This window comes from Amycolatopsis echigonensis (genome assembly GCF_014174495.1).
Taxonomy (GTDB): domain Bacteria; phylum Actinomycetota; class Actinomycetes; order Mycobacteriales; family Pseudonocardiaceae; genus Amycolatopsis; species Amycolatopsis echigonensis.
Genome location: NZ_JACJHR010000009.1, coordinates 71,639 through 92,078 on the forward strand (window position 1 = coordinate 71,639; position 20,440 = coordinate 92,078).

The 20,440-nt window shown below is 70.3% G+C and carries 15 protein-coding genes; 8 read left to right on the top strand and 7 right to left on the bottom strand.

From position 1 onward, the window contains the following. The first annotated feature begins 11 nt into the window (after window positions 1-11). Complete coding sequence (locus H5411_RS08800; RefSeq protein WP_183123513.1) at window positions 12-4,481, top strand: coiled-coil domain-containing protein; 4,470 nt, start codon at window positions 12-14, stop codon at window positions 4,479-4,481. A 39-nt stretch (window positions 4,482-4,520) separates the two neighbouring features. Here H5411_RS08800 and H5411_RS08805 read toward each other — a convergent pair whose 3' ends face one another. Continuing rightward, window positions 4,521-4,751 (bottom strand): hypothetical protein, encoded by a 231-nt coding sequence (locus tag H5411_RS08805; protein WP_183123514.1) that lies wholly within the window; start codon window positions 4,749-4,751, stop codon window positions 4,521-4,523. A gap of 76 nt (window positions 4,752-4,827) precedes the next feature. On the opposite strand from H5411_RS08805, the gene H5411_RS08810 reads away from it, so the two are divergent. From H5411_RS08810 to H5411_RS08835, 6 genes are all read left to right on the top strand, one after another. Then, window positions 4,828-6,261 carry a winged helix DNA-binding domain-containing protein gene (locus H5411_RS08810; protein WP_220816686.1) on the top strand — a complete coding sequence of 478 codons (1,434 nt, stop codon included), beginning with the start codon at window positions 4,828-4,830 and terminating at the stop codon, window positions 6,259-6,261. A 1,173-nt stretch (window positions 6,262-7,434) separates the two neighbouring features. Beyond that, complete coding sequence (gene gap / locus H5411_RS08815; protein ID WP_183123516.1) at window positions 7,435-8,436, top strand: type I glyceraldehyde-3-phosphate dehydrogenase; 1,002 nt, start codon at window positions 7,435-7,437, stop codon at window positions 8,434-8,436. Between the two features lie 5 nt (window positions 8,437-8,441). Continuing rightward, window positions 8,442-9,656, top strand: a complete 1,215-nt coding sequence (locus H5411_RS08820; RefSeq protein WP_183123517.1) for a phosphoglycerate kinase — start codon at window positions 8,442-8,444, stop codon at window positions 9,654-9,656. Next, the gene (gene tpiA, locus H5411_RS08825; protein WP_101438584.1) at window positions 9,657-10,442 is read left to right on the top strand and encodes a triose-phosphate isomerase; all 786 of its coding nucleotides are present in this window, start codon (window positions 9,657-9,659) and stop codon (window positions 10,440-10,442) included. Window positions 10,443-10,579: 137 nt separating this feature from the next. After that, window positions 10,580-10,810, top strand: a complete 231-nt coding sequence (gene secG, locus H5411_RS08830; RefSeq protein ID WP_033292761.1) for a preprotein translocase subunit SecG — start codon at window positions 10,580-10,582, stop codon at window positions 10,808-10,810. A gap of 76 nt (window positions 10,811-10,886) precedes the next feature. Continuing rightward, window positions 10,887-11,231 carry an RNA polymerase-binding protein RbpA gene (locus H5411_RS08835; protein WP_009075886.1) on the top strand — a complete coding sequence of 115 codons (345 nt, stop codon included), beginning with the start codon at window positions 10,887-10,889 and terminating at the stop codon, window positions 11,229-11,231. 492 nt (window positions 11,232-11,723) lie between these two features. Here the strand turns inward: H5411_RS08835 and H5411_RS08840 are convergent, their stop codons facing one another. Further along, window positions 11,724-12,926, bottom strand: coding sequence for a sensor histidine kinase (locus H5411_RS08840; RefSeq protein WP_167442037.1), 1,203 nt, complete (start codon window positions 12,924-12,926; stop codon window positions 11,724-11,726). A gap of 605 nt (window positions 12,927-13,531) precedes the next feature. On the opposite strand from H5411_RS08840, the gene H5411_RS08845 reads away from it, so the two are divergent. Next, the gene (locus H5411_RS08845; protein WP_208637700.1) at window positions 13,532-14,191 is read left to right on the top strand and encodes a GntR family transcriptional regulator; all 660 of its coding nucleotides are present in this window, start codon (window positions 13,532-13,534) and stop codon (window positions 14,189-14,191) included. 102 nt (window positions 14,192-14,293) lie between these two features. Here H5411_RS08845 and pgl read toward each other — a convergent pair whose 3' ends face one another. From pgl to tal, 5 genes are read right to left on the bottom strand one after another with little or no spacing between them, the layout of a single operon-like run. Next, window positions 14,294-15,067, bottom strand: coding sequence for a 6-phosphogluconolactonase (gene pgl / locus H5411_RS08850; RefSeq protein WP_101438586.1), 774 nt, complete (start codon window positions 15,065-15,067; stop codon window positions 14,294-14,296). Further along, window positions 15,064-16,116: a glucose-6-phosphate dehydrogenase assembly protein OpcA gene (gene opcA / locus H5411_RS08855; RefSeq protein ID WP_183123518.1), complete on the bottom strand. Its 1,053-nt coding sequence runs from the start codon at window positions 16,114-16,116 to the stop codon at window positions 15,064-15,066. The genes pgl and opcA overlap by 4 nt, the downstream gene beginning before the upstream one ends. Beyond that, window positions 16,113-17,642: a glucose-6-phosphate dehydrogenase gene (zwf, locus tag H5411_RS08860; protein WP_183123519.1), complete on the bottom strand. Its 1,530-nt coding sequence runs from the start codon at window positions 17,640-17,642 to the stop codon at window positions 16,113-16,115. Before zwf ends, opcA begins: the two co-directional genes overlap by 4 nt. Beyond that, the gene (locus H5411_RS08865) at window positions 17,639-19,258 is read right to left on the bottom strand and encodes a glucose-6-phosphate isomerase (protein ID WP_101438589.1); all 1,620 of its coding nucleotides are present in this window, start codon (window positions 19,256-19,258) and stop codon (window positions 17,639-17,641) included. Before H5411_RS08865 ends, zwf begins: the two co-directional genes overlap by 4 nt. Before the next feature lie 10 nt (window positions 19,259-19,268). Further along, window positions 19,269-20,381, bottom strand: coding sequence for a transaldolase (gene tal, locus H5411_RS08870; RefSeq protein WP_101441176.1), 1,113 nt, complete (start codon window positions 20,379-20,381; stop codon window positions 19,269-19,271). Window positions 20,382-20,440 lie beyond the last annotated feature (59 nt).

The window sequence follows — 20,440 nt, forward strand, 5'->3', positions numbered from 1 at the left end:
AGGGGAAACGGATGTACGAGCTTTCGCGGGTCCGCCTGCATTCGGTGGGCCCGGCGGGCGCCCGGTACCAGGACGTGGTGCTGGACTTCAGCGGCGTCGGGGCCACGATCACCGCGCCGAAGCAGGACGCGCTGTTCTCCGCGGGCATCCACGCCGGCGGCCCGGTGCGCCGACCGTCGCCGGCGAGCGTGCTGTTCCTCGAGAACGGCGGTGGCAAATCGGTGCTGATCAAGCTGATCTTCTCGGTGATGCTGCCCGGGCGGCGCCAGGTCGTCGGCACCACGAGCACGAAGGTGCTGGAGAAGTTCGTGACGGCCAAGGACGTCGCGCACGTGGTGCTGGAGTGGCTGCACGTCGAGACCGGCCAGCGGGTGATCACCGGCAAGGTGTCGGAGTGGCGCGGGCACGTGACGTCCGCGGACTCGGAGAACCTGATCGACTCCTGGTACTGCTTCCGCCCCACCGCCGACGTCGGCCTCGATTCGCTGCCGCTGACCGAGGACGGCAGGCTGCTCACCATGTCCGGTTTCCACGACCGGATCGCGGGCGCGGCGATGGCCGAACCGGAGCTGGAGCTGTTCTGGACGCGCCGGCACCACGAGTGGACCGGACGGCTCGACCAGCTCGGCCTCGACACCGAGCTGTTCCGCTACCAGCGCGCGATGAACGCGGGCGAGGGCGAGGCGGCCGACGCGTTCCAGTTCTCCACCGACGAGGCGTTCGTGGAGTTCCTGCTGCGCGCGGTGCTGTCCGAGGACGAGCCGAAGGACCTCGCCGAGGTCGTGTCGACGTACGCGAACAACCTCGCGCAGCGCGGCGATCTGATGGCGGAGAAGGAGTTCGTCGAGGGCGCGCTGGAACTGCTCGGTCCGCTGGCCGAGGAGGAAGGCGTGGCCGCGGCGTCGCGCCGGATCGCCGAATCGGCACGGGAAGACCTCAGCGAGCTGGCCGGGCGGATCCACGCGCGCAACGAGCTGGAGAACGCGCGGCTGTCCGGCTTGGAGGAGCATGTCGAGGAAGTGCGGACCGCCGAAAAGCTCGCCGAGGGCGACCATCGGCGGCTGACCGCGGGCGTCACCGAGCTGCGGCGGCTGGTTGCGGTCCTGCGTTTGGAAGAAGCGCAGATCGAACGCGAGCGCGTCGACGGCGAGCTGGCGGAAGCGAAGACGCAGGCCGAAGCGTGGCGCGAAACCGCGACCGTGCTGAACCGGTTGAATGCTGCGCGCAAGGCGAAAGATCTGCGCGAACTGGTCGGAAACCGCGAGGAGAAGGCGAAACCGGCGCTGGCCGCGCGGGACGCGGCGGCGGTCGCGTTGGGGCGTGGTTTGCTTGCGCTAGCGCGAGATGCGCAGCGGCAGGCGGACAAAGCCGAGGCACACGCGGACGCATTGCGCGCCGAAGCGGAGAAGGCGCAGACCGAGCGGGATGAAGCGGCGAACCTGGCTGCTGGTCGTCGGGCCGAGGCGCGCGGTCTGTCGTCACGGATTGCCGAACTGCGCGAGGAAATCTCCGAGTCCGTCCGAAGCGGACTGTTGCCCTCCGGGGCGGATGTCGCGGAAGCGGCGCGGTCCGCGCGCGCGGAAGCCGAAGCCGCGGCTGCAGAATCCGTTCGCCGGGAACAGGAACTCGACCGGGTCGGCGAGGATCTGCAAGCGGCGCAGCGTTCGGTGAACGAGGCGCATCAGCTCGCCGGGTCCACTCAGGACCGTCTGGTACGGGCGGCGGAAGACCTCGAGCGCGCGCACCGGCGCACCGACGCGCTGGCCGCGGAACCTCGGTTGATGGAGCTGCTCGGCGCGGACGACGTCAAGCTGGAGAGCGATCTTCCGGTGCTGCTGCAGCGGTTGCGCGACGCGAGCGCGGCGGTCGAGAAGGAGCAGACCGCGCTGCGGATGGAGGAGCAGGCCGACGAGCGGGCGCTCGCCGCGCTCGGGTCGGGCGGACTGCTGCCGCCGCCGGAGGACGTGCAGACCGCGCTGGATGCGTTGGAGCAGGCCGGGATCACCGCGTGGTCAGGCTGGCGTTATCTGTCCAAACTGGACTCAGTACGGCGTGCCGAAGTCCTGGAACGGATGCCGCAGCTCGTCGCCGGCGTGCTGTTGAACGACGCGGCGCAGGTCAAGCGGGCGCGCGAGGTGCTGGAGTCTTCCCGGCTGTTGCCGAGCGCGGTCGTCGCGGTCGGTACCACCGATGCGTTCCAGGCGGCGGATGTTCCGGCTGCGGCGGGCGTCGAGTTCCTCGTGCCGCCGAACCCGGCGATGTACGACGAGGAAGCCGCCGACACCGAGCGGGAGGCCGTGGCGCAGCGGCATGCGGAACGGCAGCGCCGGCTGGAGCAGCTGTCGGAGTCGCTGGCGGCCGATGGCGCGTTGACCTGGAAGCTCACCACCTGGCGCGAGGACTATCCGGCGGGTGCGATCGGGACGCTCGCGGAGCAGGCCGAAAGCGCTCGCGTCGCGCGGGAAACCGCGCAGACCGCGCTGGCGCAGGCTGAGGCGGAATTCGCCCGGTTGAGCGAAAAAGCCGCCGCCTTGCGTGAGCGGGTCCCGGCATTGCGGACCGCGGCCGCGGAAGCCGAGGAGAAGGCGCGTCGGCTCGGTGAACTGTCCACCCGGGCCGCGCGCGTCGCGGAGTGGACCGAAGAAGTCGAGCGGGCAACGGAAATCGCGGAACGCGCGGAGACGTCGGCGGCCGAGGCGTCGGCGCGGGCGGCGCGGTTGCGCGAGCAGGCGGCGGAGGAGCAGCGAACCGCGGACGGACACCGTCGCACCGTCACCACCGCACGGTCCGAGCTGGCCGAGGTGCCGGGCGCGGCTGAGCTGCCGGAGGACGTCGAAGCGCCCTCGGAACCGGTGGACGCGTTGCGGCGAACCTTCGCGTCGGCTTCGGAGGCGTACGCGAAGGTCGAGGTCGGCAGCGATCTCCGGGCTGAGCTGGAGCAGGCGGAATCCGCTGAGGCAGCGGCGTCGTCGGCGTTGGAAGCGCTGGACGAAGAGGTCCGGGTGCGGGCGGCAGCGTTGCTGGAGACGCCTGACGGTTCCGATGCTTCCACGCGGGCGGCGGCGTTGGCGCGAGCGCGGCGGGTTGTCGATGCATTGGAAGAGGAACGCACCGAGGCGATTGGCCAGGTGTCGACGCGCCGGGCTGAGCTGGACGCGCTGCCGTTGCAGACCGGCGTCGCTTCCCCGGCGGAGCGGCCGCGCGACATCGAGCATGGCCTTGAGCTGATCGACGCGGCTTCGCTGGAAGTGTCTGCGGCGGCCCGGAAATGGGAAGAGCTGCAGGAACGCCGAGCTGCGGCGGAAGCGACGCTGGAGGCGGGCAAGGCGTCGGCGTCCGGCTTCGGGTTGCTGTCGGAATCGCTGGCGCACTTGCGTTCCGAGGAGTCTGCGGACGCGTACGACGGCGATGTCGAGTCCGCGCGGACCCGGTACAACCAGCTCAACACCGTTCTCAACGACGCGCAGGCGGCGGCCGACTCCGGCGACCGGCGGGTGCGCGCGGCGGCGGACCAGTTGGCGCAGTACGCGACCGAAAAGCGGTTCGAGAAGCTCAGCACCCCGGTGCGGCAGCAGGTGATTTCCGTCAAGCGGGACCAGCTTCCCGCGCACGCGGCGGAATGGAGCGAGGCGCTGCGGCCCCGGCTGCGGACGCTCACCGACGATCTCGCGCAGATCGACCGGCATCGCGGCGGCATCATCACGCGGCTGCAGGGCATGGTCGAAGGCGCGTTGCGCACCCTCCGGTCCGCACAGCGGGTGTCGCGGCTGCCGGACGGGCTCGGCGACTGGTCCGGCCAGGAATTCCTGCGGATCCGGTTCACCGAGCTGGAAGACCATGTGCTGGCGGAAAAACTGGGCGAGGTCGTCGACGAGGCGGCCGCGGGCAAGACCGCCGACGGCCGCGACGTGAAGCGGGACGGGCTGTCGCTGGTGCTGCGCGGCGTGCATGTCGCGGCGCCCAAGGGGTACCGGGTCGACATGCTCAAGCCGGACTCCGTGCTGCGCACTGAACGGCAGCGGGTGTCCGAAATCCGCGACGTGTTCTCCGGCGGGCAGCAGCTGACCGCGGCGATCATCCTGTACTGCACGCTCGCCGCGCTCCGGGCCAACAACCGCGGCAAGGCACGGAACCGGCATTCGGGCGTGCTGTTCCTGGACAACCCGATCGGCCGTGCGTCCGCCGGGTACCTCCTGGAGCTGCAGCGGGCCGTGGCGGAGGCGCTGGGCGTGCAGCTGATCTACACGACGGGCTTGTTCGACGCGGGCGCGCTCGCGGAGTTCCCGCTGATCGTGCGGCTTCGCAACGACGCGGACCTGCGCGCCGGGCGGAAGTACCTGTCGGTGGACGCGACGATCCGGAATTCCCTCGACGATCTCGGGGACCCGGACGGGGTGGCTCGTCTTTCGGCGACCCGGATGTTCAGCCGGGCGTCTTCTTCTCCGTCGGTGAAGCCGTCCGAAGAGGAACAACCGGCCTGACGGTCTGGCTGGCGCGCGGTCACCGCGCGCCGAGGCCTGTCAGGCGACGGGCACGTACGCCAGCCCGTGTCCGCTTGGCGCCCCAGCCGCTTGGGTGTCCAATGTGGTCACCAGGTTGCGGGTTTCGAGATCGATGACTTCCACCGCGGTCGATTCCGCGCCGGAGACGAAAGCGATCCGTCCGTCCGGATCGGACAGGATGGCGAGCGGGAACCCCAGGACCGGTACCGACCGGCCCAGTTCTGGTTTCGTCGCCGTGCGGACCGTCACGCTCGCCGGTTCCGGCGGTTGACCAGCACGGATGCGGTTTCTGTCGGACCTTGCTGGTAGGAATCGAGTCGTGAAGATGACCCTCGCCCAGCGCCGGGCCCGCCTCGGCGTACGCCACCGCCTAGCGGCCCGGGTGACGACCGTCGAGGAAGCAGTCGACGGCGTCGTCGCGCTGCACGCCACCGATCCCGCGTCGGTGTACCTGTCCGCCTGGTCGCGCGTGCACGCGGTCTCGGTCGCCGACGTCGAGGACGCGCTGTACTCCCGGCGCACCCTCCTGCGCATCCTCGGCATGCGCCGCACGGTCTTTGTCACCGACATCGCGACTGCCGGGTTGGTACAGGCTGCCTGCTCGTACGACATCGCCGCCCGCCAACGCCGCCTGCTGGAAAAGCAGCTGGGCACCCAAGGCCATCCAGAGAATGTGCCGCGTCCCGGCGAGTGGCTGGACGAGGTGATGGCGAGCGTCGACAAAGCCTTGCACGCCAGGGGATCGGCGACCGCCCAGCAACTGGCGGACGACGAACCGCGCCTGCGGCAGCAACTGCTGATGGCGAAGGGGAAACCGTACGAGTCGATCGGCAACGTCACCAGCCGGGTGCTGTTCCAGCTGGCCGCCGAAGGCCGCATCGTGCGCGGTCGCCCGAGGGGGAGCTGGCAAAGCACGCAGTACTACTGGTCTCCGCTGACTGATTGGCTTGCCGGAAGCGCTGCTGGGTCGGCTATTCCCGGCTCTGGCGGGGGAGCCGAATCAGGCCGATCCGCTGCCGAGCCAGACGGCTCCGACCTCGATGGCGCTGGCCAGCCAGGTCGCTCCGATCGTGGGAGTGCTGGGCTGTCGGATCGTGCTGGCTCCGGCAGCATCGGCCGGTCGGGTTGCTCCGATCGCGATGCCGTCGGGCGACCGAACCGCTCTGACATTGGCACCATCGACGGGTCCGCCCGCTCCGTCTCCGCTCCTGGCACCGCCGACTGGCCAGGTCTCTCCGAAGACGAAGCCCGCACCGCCCTGGCCCGGCGATGGCTCTACGCCTTCGGTCCCGCACCGGTCGCCGACCTGCGCTGGTGGACCGGCTGGACCGCAGGCCAGACGAAAAAGGCCCTGACCGCCCTCGCCCCCGCCGAGGTCGACCTGGACGGCGAGCCAGCGATCGCCCTGCCCGACGACCTGGCCCCGGTCGCCGCTCCCGACCCGTGGATCGCCCTGCTCCCGGCCCTCGACCCGACCGCGATGGGCTGGCAATCCCGAGACTGGTACGTCGGCCCGCACCGCGCCGCCTTGTTCGACCGCAGCGGCAACATCGGCCCGACGATCTGGAGCGACGGCCGGATCGTCGGAGCCTGGTGCCACCGCCCGTCGGGAGAAGTCGCGGTCCGCCTGCTGGAGGACATCGGAGCGGAAAAGACCGCCGCGGTGGACGCCGAGGCCGCCCGGCTGAGCGAATGGCTGGGGGAGGCGCGAGTAGTGCCGAAGTTCCGGACCCCGGCGGAGAAGGAGCTGTCTGGATAACGCTGCGCACTGTGCCGAAGCGACCCGCGGCGGGCGTGCCGGGTGACGGCCGGACGACCCAGCGGCCCGGCTTGCTCAGCGACCCGGCCGACCCGCCCGCCTGGCGGCGGGGTCACGCGATGACTGGTGCTGCCTGGCGGCCGGTCCGGCGGTGGCTGGTGCTGTCTGGCGGCCGGGTGCGGTGGTGGCTGCTGCGCGGTGGCTGGGTTCGGCGGTGGCTGGTGCTGTCTGGCGGCGGGGGCCGGTGGCGGCTGGTGCTGCCTGGCGGTCGGGTGCGGTGGTGGCTGCTGCCCGGTCGGCCCGGTCCGGTGGTGGCTGGTGCTGACCGCTGGCCAGGTCCGGCGGTGGCCGGTGCGGTCCGGTGGCCGGGTCGGGCGACGACAGGGCGGCTGTTGCCCGGTTGGCTCAGGCGGTGGCTGGGCTGTTGACAGCTCCGGCGGTGGTTGAGCTGCTGACGGCGGGCGGCGGAACGGCTTCTGATAACCGCGTCGGGCGGCGGCAGCGCCGGACGCCGAGTCAGCTCTCACCGCCCTGCCCCTGGCCGGGACGACCTGCGTATCGGGGTCGGCCCGGTGGAATTTTCCCTGCGGCGGGCACCCGCCTGGCCGCATTTCGCCCGTTCCGGCCCTTGATCGCCTTCCGATGCCCCACGGAAGCGCGAAGATCAACTTAGCCCAACAGGGTTGGCCGTATTGGCCCGAGTCGCCCCATACGCCCGGACTGGCGCAGACGAGCGCGGGAAGCGCCCCGAGACTCGGCCGACCGGCGGTACCTGTGTCCGAGCCAACCGCGGACCGCGACCGCCGCCCGCCCCCGCGCGCCCCCGCCCCGCGAGGCTCGGCGAAACCCGCCCGACAGCGTGAACCGGGGCACCAAGACCGATCAAGCGACTGGTCCGTTCCCGCCCCCGGCACCGGAGGGAGCGCCCGCCCCGTTTCCGGTCCCCACCCGGCTGAGCTGGGTTCTTAATCGATTCTTGACGTCTCCCGGCAGTGGTGGAAGTCTCGTCAGGGCAGTCCGGGGCAACGGCGCCCGCACGCTAGGGTTGCACCGATTCCGGAAGTCGCAGAAGTCGTCCGGGGCGGGCGCCCCGGGGAACTTCCGCAGTGTCCAACTTCAGCGGACGGCGGCCGGTGCGCCGCCGCCGTGATCAACACCAGAGGAGTGGCAGCAGTGACCGTTCGCGTAGGTGTCAACGGCTTCGGCCGGATCGGCCGCAACTTCTTCCGTGCCGTTAAGGCCAGCGGTCACGACATCGAAGTTGTCGCCTTCAACGACCTCGGCGACGTCAACACGATGGCGCACCTGCTCAAGTACGACTCGATCCTCGGCCGCTTCCCGGGCGAGGTCAGCGTCAACGACGAGGGCATCGTCGTCGACGGGAAGACCATCAAGGCCCTCGCCGAGCGCGACCCGGCCAACCTGCCCTGGGGCGACCTCGGCGTGGACGTCGTCGTCGAGTCGACCGGCTTCTTCACCAACGCCGACGCCGCCAAGGCGCACATCGCCGGCGGCGCGAAGAAGGTCATCATCTCCGCGCCCGCCAAGGGCGAGGACCTGACCGTCGTCCTCGGCGTCAACGACGACAAGTACGACGGCTCGCAGACGATCATCTCGAACGCGTCCTGCACCACCAACTGCCTCGGCCCGCTGGCCAAGGTCCTCAACGACGCCTTCGGCATCGAGCAGGGCCTGATGACCACGATCCACGCCTACACGCAGGACCAGAACCTGCAGGACGGCCCGCACAAGGACCTGCGCCGCGCCCGCGCCGCCGCCCTCAACGTCGTCCCGGCCTCCACCGGTGCGGCCAAGGCGATCGGCCTCGTGCTGCCGGAGCTGCTCGGCAAGCTGGACGGCTACGCGCTGCGCGTCCCGGTCCCGACCGGCTCGGCCACCGACCTCACCGTCACCCTCAAGAAGTCGGCCACCGTCGACGAGATCAACGAGGCGTACAAGGCCGCCGCCGAGGGCCCGCTGGCCGGCATCCTGCGCTACTCGGTCGACCCGATCGTGTCCTCGGACATCGTCACCGACCCGGCGTCCTGCATCTACGACTCGCCGCTCACCAAGGTGATCGGGAACCAGGTCAAGGTCGTCGGCTGGTACGACAACGAGTGGGGCTACTCGAACCGCCTCGCCGACCTGATCAAGCTCGTCGGCTCGAAGCTCTGAACCGGATGAGCGTCAACAACCTCGACGACCTGCTGGGCGAGGGCGTTCAGGGCCGCTACGTGCTGGTGCGCAGCGACCTGAACGTCCCGCTCGACGGGTCGGTCATCACCGACGACGGCCGGGTCCGGGCCGCGCTGCCGACGATCAAGAAGCTCGCCGACGCGGGCGCGAAGGTCGTCGTCACCGCGCACCTCGGCCGCCCCAAGGGCGAGCCGGACCCGAAGTTCACGCTCGCGCCGGTCGCGAAGCGGCTGGGCGACCTGCTCGGCTCCGAGGTCCCGCTGGCCGGCGACCTCGTCGGCGAGTCGGCGAAGGCGCTGGTGGCCGGGCTGGCCGACGGCGGCGTCGTGCTGCTGGAGAACGTGCGCTTCGACGCGCGCGAGACCAGCAAGGACGCCGTCGACCGGTCCGAGCTGGCGGCCGAGCTGGCCGCGCTGACCCCGGGCGGGGCGTTCGTCTCCGACGGCTTCGGCGTCGTGCACCGCAAGCAGGCCTCCGTCTACGAGATCGCCGCGGTGCTCCCGGCGTACGCGGGCGGCCTCGTGCTGGCCGAGCTGGACGTGCTGAAGAAGCTCACCGACGACGTCAAGCGGCCGTACGTGGTCGCGCTCGGCGGCTCGAAGGTGTCCGACAAGCTCGGCGTCATCGCGAACCTGCTCACCAAGGTCGACCGGCTGCTCATCGGCGGCGGCATGGCGTACACGTTCCTCAAGGCCAAGGGCTACGAGGTCGGCACGTCGCTGCTGCAGGAAGACCAGCTCGACCAGGTCAAGGGCTTCCTCGCCGAGGCCGAGAAGCGCGGCGTCGAACTGGTGCTGCCGGTCGACGTGCTCGCGGCGGAAGGTTTCGCGGCCGACACGGCGCACGAGGCCGTCGACGTCACCGCCATCCCGGCCGACCGCATGGGCCTCGACATCGGCCCGCGCAGCGCCGAGCTGTTCGCGCAGAAGCTCGCCGACGCGGCGACCGTCTTCTGGAACGGCCCGATGGGCGTCTTCGAATTCGAAGCGTTCGCCGGCGGCACCCGCGCGGTGGCCGAGGCGCTCGTGAAGAGCGACGCGTTCACCGTGGTCGGCGGCGGCGATTCGGCCGCCGCGGTGCGGCAGCTCGGCCTTCCCGAGGACGGCTTCTCGCACATCTCCACCGGCGGCGGCGCCTCGCTGGAGTACCTGGAAGGCAAGGAGCTGCCCGGCGTGGCGGCGCTGGAGGGGAAGAACTAAGTGGCACGCAAGCCCCTGGTGGCAGGCAACTGGAAGATGAACCTCAACCACCTCGAGGCCATCGCCCTGGTGCAGAAGATCGCCTTCGCGCTGCCGGAGAAGTACTACGCGAAGGTGGACGTGGCGGTGCTGCCGCCGTTCACCGACATCCGCAGCGTGCAGACCCTCGTCGACGCCGACAAGCTCTCGCTCACCTACGGCGCGCAGGACCTGTCGCCGCAGGACTCGGGAGCATTCACCGGCGACATCTCCGGCCCGATGCTGGCGAAGCTGGGCTGCAGCTTCGTCACCGTCGGCCACTCGGAGCGCCGCGCGATCCACGGCGAGACCGACGAGCTGGTCAACAAGAAGGTCAAGGCCGCGCTCAAGCACGGCATCACGCCGATCCTGTGCGTGGGCGAGGAGCTCGAGATCCGCGAGGCGGGCGAGCACCTCGAGCACACCCGCAACCAGCTGGTCGAGGGCCTCAAGGGGCTCAAGGCCGAGCAGGTGCAGTCCGTCGTGATCGCGTACGAGCCGGTGTGGGCCATCGGCACCGGCAAGGTCGCCACCGCGGCCGACGCCGAGGAGGTCTGCAAATCCCTGCGCGGGACGCTGTCGGAGAAGTACGGCGACGAGGTCGCCACGGCGGTCCGGGTGCTCTACGGCGGTTCGGTGAAGTCCGGGAACGTCTCCGAGCTGGTGGCCGCGGACAACATCGACGGCGCGCTGGTCGGCGGTGCCAGCCTGGACGGCGAGGAGTTCACCAAGCTCTGCGCGCTCGCCGCGGGCGGCCCGCTGCCCTGATCGTGGGCACTACCGGGTAGCCTGTGTGTTCGGTCCGTCACTAGAGCAGTGGACGAGTCCAGGGGTACGGTGAAGATCCGCACACTTGTGCGGATCCGGCCGTACCCCTGCATGCTCAGACAAGCACAGAGGATGACATGAAGCTGTTCCTGCAAATCCTGTTGATCGCCTCCAGCGTGCTGCTGGTGGTGGCCGTGCTGCTGCACCGCGGCCGGGGCGGCGGCCTGTCGTCGCTGTTCGGCGGGGGGATGCAGTCGAGTCTCGCGGGATCCAGCGTCGCCGAGAAGAACCTCGACCGGATCACGCTGCTGCTCGGGGCCATCTGGCTGATCAGCATCGTGGGCCTCGGCCTCCTGCTCAAGGTCTGACCGGGTCCCCGGAAGGGGGCTTGCGATCGGCGTGCCTATTGGGGGGCGCGCCGCCGATTCCAACGGGTGAGGATTCATGGTTGGCGGTAACGCGATTCGCGGCACCCGCGTGGGTGCCGGTCCTTCGGGCGAATCGGAGCGGGGTGAATCGGCGCCACGGCGCCGGGTGTCGTATTGGTGCGCGAACGGGCACGAGGCTCGCCCGTCGTTCGCGATGGACGCGGAAATCCCCGACGAATGGGACTGCCCGCGCTGCGGGCTCCCGGGCGGTCAGGACGAGCAGAATCCGCCCGCCGCGCCTCGTACCGAGCCGTACAAGACGCATCTGGCTTACGTGAAGGAACGCCGCAGCGACGCCGACGGCGAGGCCATCCTCGCCGAAGCGCTCGAGCGTCTCCGCCAGCGCCGCGAATTGATCTGAGGCACGGTTCTTTCTCCGGGACCACCGGCTTCCCGTCCGCGAGGGCGAGGGCCGGTGGTTTTTTAGTTCCCGGGGAGTCTTGGGTGGTCTGGACCCTGGCCGGTAGAGGTCCAGACCTTTGCCGAGTGGGCGGCGTGGGAGGAGATTGCTGCCGTTCGGGCGGCCTGGACCTGGGGGAGCAGGTCCAGACCAGGGCGGATCAGGGCAGGGCAAGGCTGGTGGACCGGGGCAAGGCTGACCACGGCAGCGCAGGTCCGGGCCATGGCAGGGCAGGCAAAGGTTCAGGTGCCGCGCGGCGCATTCCTGTGCCGCAGGCCGAGCCCGGCTGATCGGTGCCGGTGGATCCTTCACCTGGCCTGTCGTTGCCCGGTCCGGAGCACCGCGGAAACCGGTCCGCAGCAGGAAACCGCGGCAGGTTCCGCAGAGAGCCTCGGGTGTGGTCATGCCGGTGACAACCGGCGCGACCGCGCCCGAGAACCCAGTCAGCCCTCGTCAGCGGTCCAGTGGATACCGGGCCCGTACCCGGAACCCGCCGTCCTCTGTGTCGGACGTTTCGAAGCTTCCGCCCAGCAGGCGGGCGCGCTCGGCGAGTCCGGTGAGTCCGTGGCCGCCTGAGGGGAAGGCTTCGCCGGCGCGGCAGGCGCGGGCGTTCTCCACCTCGATGTCCAGCGCGCCGCTCGCCGCGTGGATGCGGATCGTGGCCGTCGCGCCGGGGGCGTGCTTGTGGACGTTCGTCAGGCATTCCTGCACCGTCCGGTACGCCGCCGCGGAGACCTGGCTCGGCAGGCTGTCCGGGAGTTGCTCGACGGTCAGCTGCACCGGGACGTCGGACGTGCGGATCAGGTGGTCCAGTTCCCCTATCCCGGGCCGCGGGCCGTCGTCCCCGGACCCGGAGCGCAGCACGCTCACCAGCGACCGCAGTTCCTCCAGCGTCCGCGTCGACAGCTTGCGGATGACCTGCGCCGTCTCCAGCGCCGCGCCGTCTTTGGCCTGCGCCTGCAGTGCGCCCGCCTGCATGGCGATCAGAGTGATCTGGTGCGAAACGACGTCGTGCATCTCGCGGGCCAGCCGGGCGCGTTCCTCGGCGCGCACCGCGTCGGCGTGGAAGCGGCGTTCGCGGTCGCGGCTCTTCGCCAGTTCGGCCAGCTTCGCCGAGATCTCCGCGCGCGCCCCGATCAGCAGGCCGATCGCGATCGGCATTCCGGCCACCAGCACGCCGTAGATCCCGTCGAGGACGTGTTCGCGCCAGCTCAGGTCCGCGAACTCCGAGAGCGGCCACCGCACGAACCGGCAGGTGAACACCAATCCGGCACCGACCCAGGTCTGCCAGTGCGATTGCCGCCGCGTGGCGAGCATGCCGAGGTTGAGCATCGACGCGAGCTGTGCCCATCCGGCGAAGAATCCCGGCGCCGCGGCGAGCACCGCGAGGAACGGGAAGCGCCGCCGCACCACGACCGCGAGGCACGCGGCGGCCGACAGGTACAGCGAATAAGGCTGGGCTTTCGGTGGCACGACGAGCCAGACGTCGAGCACCGCCAGCAGCACGACCACCGCCTCGATGGCGATCGTCGCGACGAGGGGTTTCCGGAACACGGCGAACGCCCCGGTCAGGCTGGCGCGCCTGGCCCGCCGGGCGGCTCCCGCGGCGGAGCTGCTCATCGAGATGCCAGGAATCGAGAGTCCCTCAGTGCTCATCGCGGCGACCCCATTCGTCTTGTGGACTTAGTGATGAGATGCTCCGGCCACCCGATCGGGACGCGCGGCGGTGAACAAATGTGCGGATGCTAACGGGAACGTGTGTGTTGCCAGTAAGTTTCACCCAGAGTGGTACTTGTGGTGTTGTAATCTCCACAACTGCTCCAACAGGATGAACGCCGGGCAGGTGACGTCACCTTGTGTCGATCACATCACCTTACGTTCACCATACGGCTGTTCCCACATCGTGGTGAGCCGCTTTTTGGCCGAGTGTCAGTTGCTCCGTTTGCCGCCCAGGTCGGGCCCACGCGAACAGGGGAGAGATCACCCGTGCGGGTGGGCGGAAGTGTCGTTGCGCAGTCGAAGGCCGCCGCGTGGTGGCGAGCACGAGGCACTGACTGGGGTGAGCAGGCGGTTTACGCGGGTATCTCCGCGGTCGCGACGAAAACCGCGCGGCCATCGTGATCCCGCGGGCGGGGCGTCGGCCGGGTCGCCGGTCGGCGCGAACGGAAGAACAAGCTCCCCTCGCTGGCGCAGCCTACCATCGACCATGGCGCTTATAATCGATGATTTGGCAGATTGTCTATCCTGGCAGCATGAAGCAGATGCTGTCCGAGCAGATCTACGACCGGGTCCGCGACGCGATCATGCGCGGCGAGGTCGAGCCAGGACAGGCGCTGAAACCGCAGGAACTGGCGGCGCGGTACGAGGTCAGCCTCGCCGTGGTGCGGGAGGCGCTGGTCCGGTTGGTCGGCGAGGGACTGGCGGAACGGCTGACGAACCGCGGGTTCGCCGTGCCCACGCTCGCTGATCAGCGGTGGCAGGAGATCATCGAGGCGCGCCGGACGGTCGAGCCCGCGATGCTGCGGATGTCGGTCGCGCGCGGAGACCTGGAGTGGGAGACGCGAGTGCGCGCGGCGGGGCACCGGCTCGCTCGGACGCCGATGTATGTGCCGGAGGAAGGCAGCTACTACTCCGCTGCTTGGGCGGAAGCGCACCGCTTGTTCCACCGCACGCTGCTCGACGGCTGCGGGAACGCGGTGCTGCTGGAGACCTTCGACCGGATGTGGATGGCGAGCGAACTGGCCCGGCGGTGGACGGTGCACCCGGCGTACCGGATTCCGGTGGAGGACGTCCTCGCCCAGCACGAGGGACTGGAGCGGGCGGCGTTGAGCCGGGATCCGGAAGCGGCGGCGGAGTTGCTGACGGACCACTTGGCGGCGACGGCGGCAGTGCTGACCGGCGCGGAGGCGGCGGGGGAGTAGGGCTGGTGCTCGCGTAGGAACGCAAAAGCTCAGTATCCTTGCCCCGCAACGAAAAAGGCTCCCCGCGCCAACGCACGAGGAGCCCTTCTCGGCAAAACTGTCTTACTCAGCTGGCGGCTGGTACACCTTCGTCAGCTTCCCGGCCGCCTCGCGGTCCAAGAGCCACAACGTCCGCCGGTAGCCGCGGGCGCCTGACACCGGGATCTGCGTTTCCGGCGCACCGGCCAGTGCCTGCGCGACCGCGTCCGCCTTGGCGGTGCCCGCCGTCATCAGCCACACCTCGCGGGCGCGGCGGATGGCCGGCAGCGTGAGCGACACACGCGTCGGCGGAGGCTTCGGGCAGTCGCGGACCGGTACCACCGAGCGCTGCGTTTCGCGCACCTCGTCGGTTTCCGGGAACAGCGACGCCGTGTGGCCCTCGCCGCCCAGGCCCAGCAGCATGATGTCGAACTCCGGCACATCGGCATCGGGGCCTGCCGCGTCGGAGAGCACCTTCGCGTACGCCTCGGCGGCCGCGTCGACGTCGTCGCCGAACTCGCCGTCCGACGGGGCCATCGCGTGCACCCGCTCCGGAGCCAGCGGCACGTGGTCGAGCAGGGCTTCGCGCGCGCCCTTCTCGTTGCGCTCGTCCGAATCCGCCGGGACGAACCGCTCGTCGCCCCAGTAGATGTCCAACCGCGACCAGTCGATCGCGTCCCGCGCGCTCGACTCCCGCAGTTCCCGCAGCACCGCGATGCCAGTGCCGCCGCCGGTGAGCACCACCGACGCCGTGCCCCGGGCCGCCTGCACGTCGACGATCCGGGTCACTAGCCGGGCCGCGGCGGCCGCGGCCAGCAGGTCCGGGTTTTCGTAGACGACGACCTCGGTCCGGCTCATGAGGTGCTCTTTTCCGCCGCCTTGCGGCCGGTCGCCTTCGGCTTCGCCGCCGCGGCGGGTTTGGCCGCGGGCTTGGCGGCAGCGGGCTTGGCCGCAGCGGAAGCCTTGGCGGCAGCGGGCTTGGACCCGTTGGACGCGGCGATCTTGTGCAGCCCGTGCAGCGCCGCCTCGTAGATCTCGTCCGGGTCGAGCCGCCGCAGTTCCTCCACGAGGCACTCCGGATTGCTGCGCCGCTGCAACGCGATCCGCCGCGTCGGCTGGCCCGGCTGGGTCAGCGTGCCGACCCGCCCGTCCGGCCGCGTCAGCTCCACCGCGCCCGACTTCCGCTCCAGCTTCACCGAGATGATGCCCTGCGCGCTCGAGCTCTTGACCCGGTGCACCGGAGCCTTGAGGTACTCGGCGAGCCAGCCCGCGAGCAGTTCGGTGGACGGCGAGTCGGCCTCGCCGGTCACCGTCGCGCCGGTGATCTTCTCGTACGGCGGCAGGTCCAGCGCCGACACCAGCTGCGCCCGCCAGCGGGTCAGCCGGGTCCACGCCAGGTCGGTGTCGCCCTCCACATAGGCCTTCGCGCGCGTGGTGAGAGCCCTTATGGGGTTCTTTTCCGCGGCGGAGTCGGTGATTCGCCGCTGCGCCAGCTGGCCCAGCGGGTCCTCCGCGGGGGCCTTCGGACCGACGCCCGGCCACCAGGTGACGATCGGCGCGTCCGGCAGCAGCAGCGGCACCACGGCGCTCTGCCCCTGCGCGGCCAGGGGGCCGTACAGCCGCAGCACGATGACCTCGCTCGCACCGGCGTCGCCGCCGACGCGGATCTGGCCGTCTATCCGCGGCGCGGCCGTGCGCGCGCCCTTCGCCACGACGATCACCCGCGACGGGTGCTCCCGGCTGGCGTCGTTCGCGGCTTCGATGGCGTCTTCGAGCTTGGCGTCGTCGTCCGCGACGATCACCAGCGTCAGCACCCGGCCGAGCGCGACCTGGCCGCCCTGCTCGCGGATCTCCACCAGTTTCTTGTTCAGCGCCGACGTCGTGGTCGACGGCAGGTCGATGATCACGGACGCCTCCAGTGCCTGCCGGTACGCTCCAGCATTTCGTCAGCGGACCTCGGTCCCCAGCTGCCCGGCGGGTACTGCTCCGGCGCGGTGCCGAGCTTCGCCCAGTGCGACAGCACCGGGTCGAGGATTTCCCACGACAGCTCGACTTCCTCGTTCACCGGGAACAGCGACGGCTCGCCCAGCAGCACGTCCAGGATCAGCCGCTCGTAGGCCTCCGGCGACGATTCGGTGAACGCGTGGCCGTAGCCGAAGTCCATCGTGACGTCGCGGACCTCCATCGTGGTCCCCGGCACCTTCGACCCGAACCGCAGCGTGATGCCCTCGTCCGGCTGCACGCGGATGACCAGCGCGTTCTGCCCCAGCTCCTCAGTCGAGGTGGAGTCGAACGGCAGGTGCGGCGCGCGCTTGAACACGACCGCGATCTCGGTGACGCGACGGCCGAGCCGCTTGCCGGTGCGCAGGTAGAACGGCACGCCCGCCCAGCGGCGGTTCTGCACCTCCAGCGTCACCGCGGCATAGGTCTCGGTCTTCGAGTCCTTCGCGAAACCGGCTTCCTGCAACAGTCCCGGCACCTTGGTGCCGCCCTGCCAGCCGCCCGCGTACTGACCGCGCGCGGTGGTTTGGTCGAGCGGCATCATCGGCTTGGTCGCCGCCAGCACCTTGGCCTTCTCCGACCGCAGCGCCTTCGGCTCGAACGACAGCGGCTCGTCCATCGCGGTGAAGGCGAGGAGCTGAAGCAGGTGGTTCTGGATGACGTCGCGCGCGGCGCCGATCCCGTCGTAGTACCCCGCGCGGCCGCCGAGGCCGATGTCCTCGGCCATGGTGATCTGCACGTGGTCGATGAAGTTCGCGTTCCAGATCGGCTCGAACAGCTGGTTCGCGAACCGCAGCGCCAGGATGTTCTGCACCGTCTCCTTGCCGAGGTAGTGGTCGATGCGGAACACCGACTCCTCGGGGAAGACGTCGTTCACGATCGCGTTGAGCTCCTTGGCGCTCTTGAGATCGTGGCCGAACGGCTTCTCGATGACCACGCGCCGCCAGGTGTTCTCGTCGGCCTGCGCGAGGCCCGAACGCGCCAGCTGCTTGGTCACCACCGGGAACGCGCCCGGCGGGATCGACAGGTAGAACGCGGTGTTGCCGCCGGTGCCGCGTTCCTCGTCCAGTTCGCGCACGGTCTTCGCGAGCCGGTCGAAGGCCTCGTCGTCGTCGAAAGTGCCCTGGACGAACCGGATTCCTTCGGCGAGCCGGTTCCAGACCGACTCCTTGAACGGCGTCCGCGCGTGCTCGCGCACCGAATCGTGCACCAGCTCGCCGAAGTCCTGGTGTTCCCAGTCCCGGCGGGCGAAGCCGACCAGCGAGAACCCGGCGGGCAGCAGCCCGCGGTGCGCGAGGTCGTAGATGGCGGGCATGAGCTTCTTGCGCGCCAGGTCGCCGGTCACGCCGAAGATCACCAGGCTCGACGGCCCGGCGATCCGCGGCAGCCGCTTGTCGCGGGGGTCCCGCAGCGGGTTGCGCCAAGTGGTCACTGGGCGGCCTCCTGCACTGCCCGGACGAGCTCGGCGAGCCCGGCGGCGCGGTCGGTCAGGTGCAGCCGCAGCACCGGGCGCCCGTGCTCGGCGAGCACCTGGCCGTCGCCGAGCGCCTGCGCGTGCTGGAGCTGTCCCAGCGTGTACGGGCGGTCCGGCACGGACAGGTCTTCGCCGACCGCGCCGGTGATCTGCAGGAAGCTGCCGTTCTGGTGGCCGCCCTTGTGGTACTGCCCGGTGGAGTGCAGGAACCGCGGGCCCCAGCCGAACGTGGTCTGCACGCCGGTCCGCTTGGCGATTTCGGTGCGCAGCAGCGAAGTCGACGCGTCGTCCAGCCGGTCCAGGTAGGCCTGCACCGCGATGTACCCGCCGTCGGCCACCGAGCCGAAGAACGCGCGCAGCACGTCGGCGAGCTTGCCGTCGGTCGAAACTCCTTCGCTGCCGAAGACTTCGACCGCACCGTCCACAGTGGCCGGTGCTTCGCCGCCCTTCAGCTTCTCCGGGTCGTCCAGCAGCGCGCGAGCCGCCTTCTTGGCCGCCTCGACGTCCGGCTGGTCGAACGGGTTGATCCCGATCAGCCGTCCGGCGAGCGCGGTCGCGAACTCCCACATCAGGAACTGCGCGCCGAGCGGGCCGGTCACCGAGACCTGCGCCGCGCCTTCCGGGGCGCCGATCGCGACCGCGGTCGCGTCCTTGCCGTGGTCGGCGAACCCAGGGGCGTCCGGGCCTTCGACGGCCACCGGCAGCAGGCCGGTGCCGAGCTTGCCGGTGGACTCGGCGATCAGCTGCTCCGCCCAGTCGGGGAAGCCCTTGATCCCGGAGCCGGTGTCGGCCAGCACGACCTTCTCCGCGCCCGCTTCATGTGCCGCGGCCCAAGCCGCGGCCAGCTGCACGGCCGGGTTCTCGGCGGTGTCCTCGGCGAGCGTCTCCGCCACCGACGCCGCCTGGTCGAGCAGCCGCGCGACGTCCGCGCCCGCGAGACCGGCCGGCACGAGGCCGAACGCGGTCAGCGCGGAGTAGCGGCCGCCGACGTGCGGATCGGCCAGGAAGGTCTTGCGGTAGCCCTCTTTCTCCGCCAGTTCGGAGAACGGGGAGCCGGGATCGGTCACGACGACGATCCGCCGCGCCGCGTCGATCCCGGCGTCCGCGAACGCCTTGGCGAAAATCCGGCGGTGGCTGTCGGTCTCCACGGTGCCGCCGGACTTCGACGACACCACGATGACCGTGCGCTCGAGGTCGCCCGCGAGCGCGTCGGCCACCTGGCCGGGGTCGGTCGTGTCGAGCACCGTGAGCGGGACGCCGGCGGTGGCGGTGATGACCTCCGGCGCGAGCGACGAACCGCCCATGCCGGCGAGCACCACGCGGTCCACGCCCTCGCTGCGCAGTTCCGCGCGCAGCGCTTCGATTTCCCCGATCAACGGACGCGACGACTTGTGCAACGTCGTCCAGGACAATCGGATCGACGCTTCGGACTCGGCGTCCGGACCCCACAGCGTGGGGTCCTGGGCGGCGAGCTTGGCAGCGGCGCCGTCGGCGGCCAGCCGCTGCGCCAGCGGCGCTGCCTTTTCTGCCAGTTCGGCGTCGACGATCACGACGCCGGTTTCGTCCCCGCTCATGGTCTCTGGTTCAGCCCCTCGCTTTGTTCAGCTGCCCGGTCACCGTGTCCAGCAGTTCCTGCCAGGACTTCTCGAACTTCTCGACGCCTTCGGTCTCCAGCGTCACGAACACGTCCGGCACGTCGATGCCGGCCGCCGACAGCTTGTCGAAGATCGCCTGCGCCTGCTCGCCCTTTCCGGAAACCGTGTCGCCGGTGATCTCGGCGTGGTCGGCGACCGAGTCCATGGTCTTCTCGGGCATCGTGTTCACGACGTCCTTGACCACGAGCTGGTCGACGTAACGGGTGTCGGAGTAGGCGGGGTCCTTCACGCCGGTGGAGGCCCACAGCGGACGCTGCGCGTTCGCGCCGGCCTCGGCGAGCGCCTTCCACCGGTCCGTGGCGAACAGCTTCTCGAAGGCCGCGTACGCGAGCCGCGCGTTGGCGATGGCCGCCTCGCCCAGCAGCGCCTTGGCCTCGTCGGTGCCGATCGCGTTCAGCCGCTTGTCGACCTCGGTGTCCACCCGGGACACGAAGAACGACGCGACCGAGTGGATGCCCTTGAGGTCGTGGCCGTTGGCCTTCGCCTGCTCCAAGCCGGCGAAGAAGGCCTTGATGACCGCCTCGTAGCGCTCGACGGAGAAGATCAGCGTGACGTTGACGCTGATGCCCTCGGCGAGCACCGCGGTGATCGCGGGCAGGCCTTCTTCGGTCGCCGGGATCTTGATCATCACGTTCGGCCGGTCGACGGTCTTCCACAGGTCCTTGGCCTCGGCCACCGTCTTCTCGGTGTCCTTCGCCAGGCGCGGGTCCACCTCGATGGACACGCGGCCGTCGACGCCGTTCGTGGCGTTGTACACGTCGCGGAACAGGTCCGCGGCGTTGCGCACGTCGGTGGTGGTCAGTTCCCGGACGGTGCCGTCGAGGTCCGCGCCGCGCGCGGCGAGCTCGTTGACCTGCTCGTCGTACGCGTCGCCCTTCGACAGCGCATTCGCGAAAATGGTCGGGTTGGTGGTCACGCCGACGACGTGCTTGTCGCGGATGAGCCCGGCGAGGTTGCCCGAGTTCAGGCGCTCCCGCGAGAGGTCGTCCAGCCAGATCGAGACGCCTGCCTCGGACAGCTGCGCGAGCCGATCAGTGCTCATGGTTTTCATCCCTTCTGGGCGCGTAGCGCCTCCGTTGAGGGTGGGTGGTGGGGATGAGG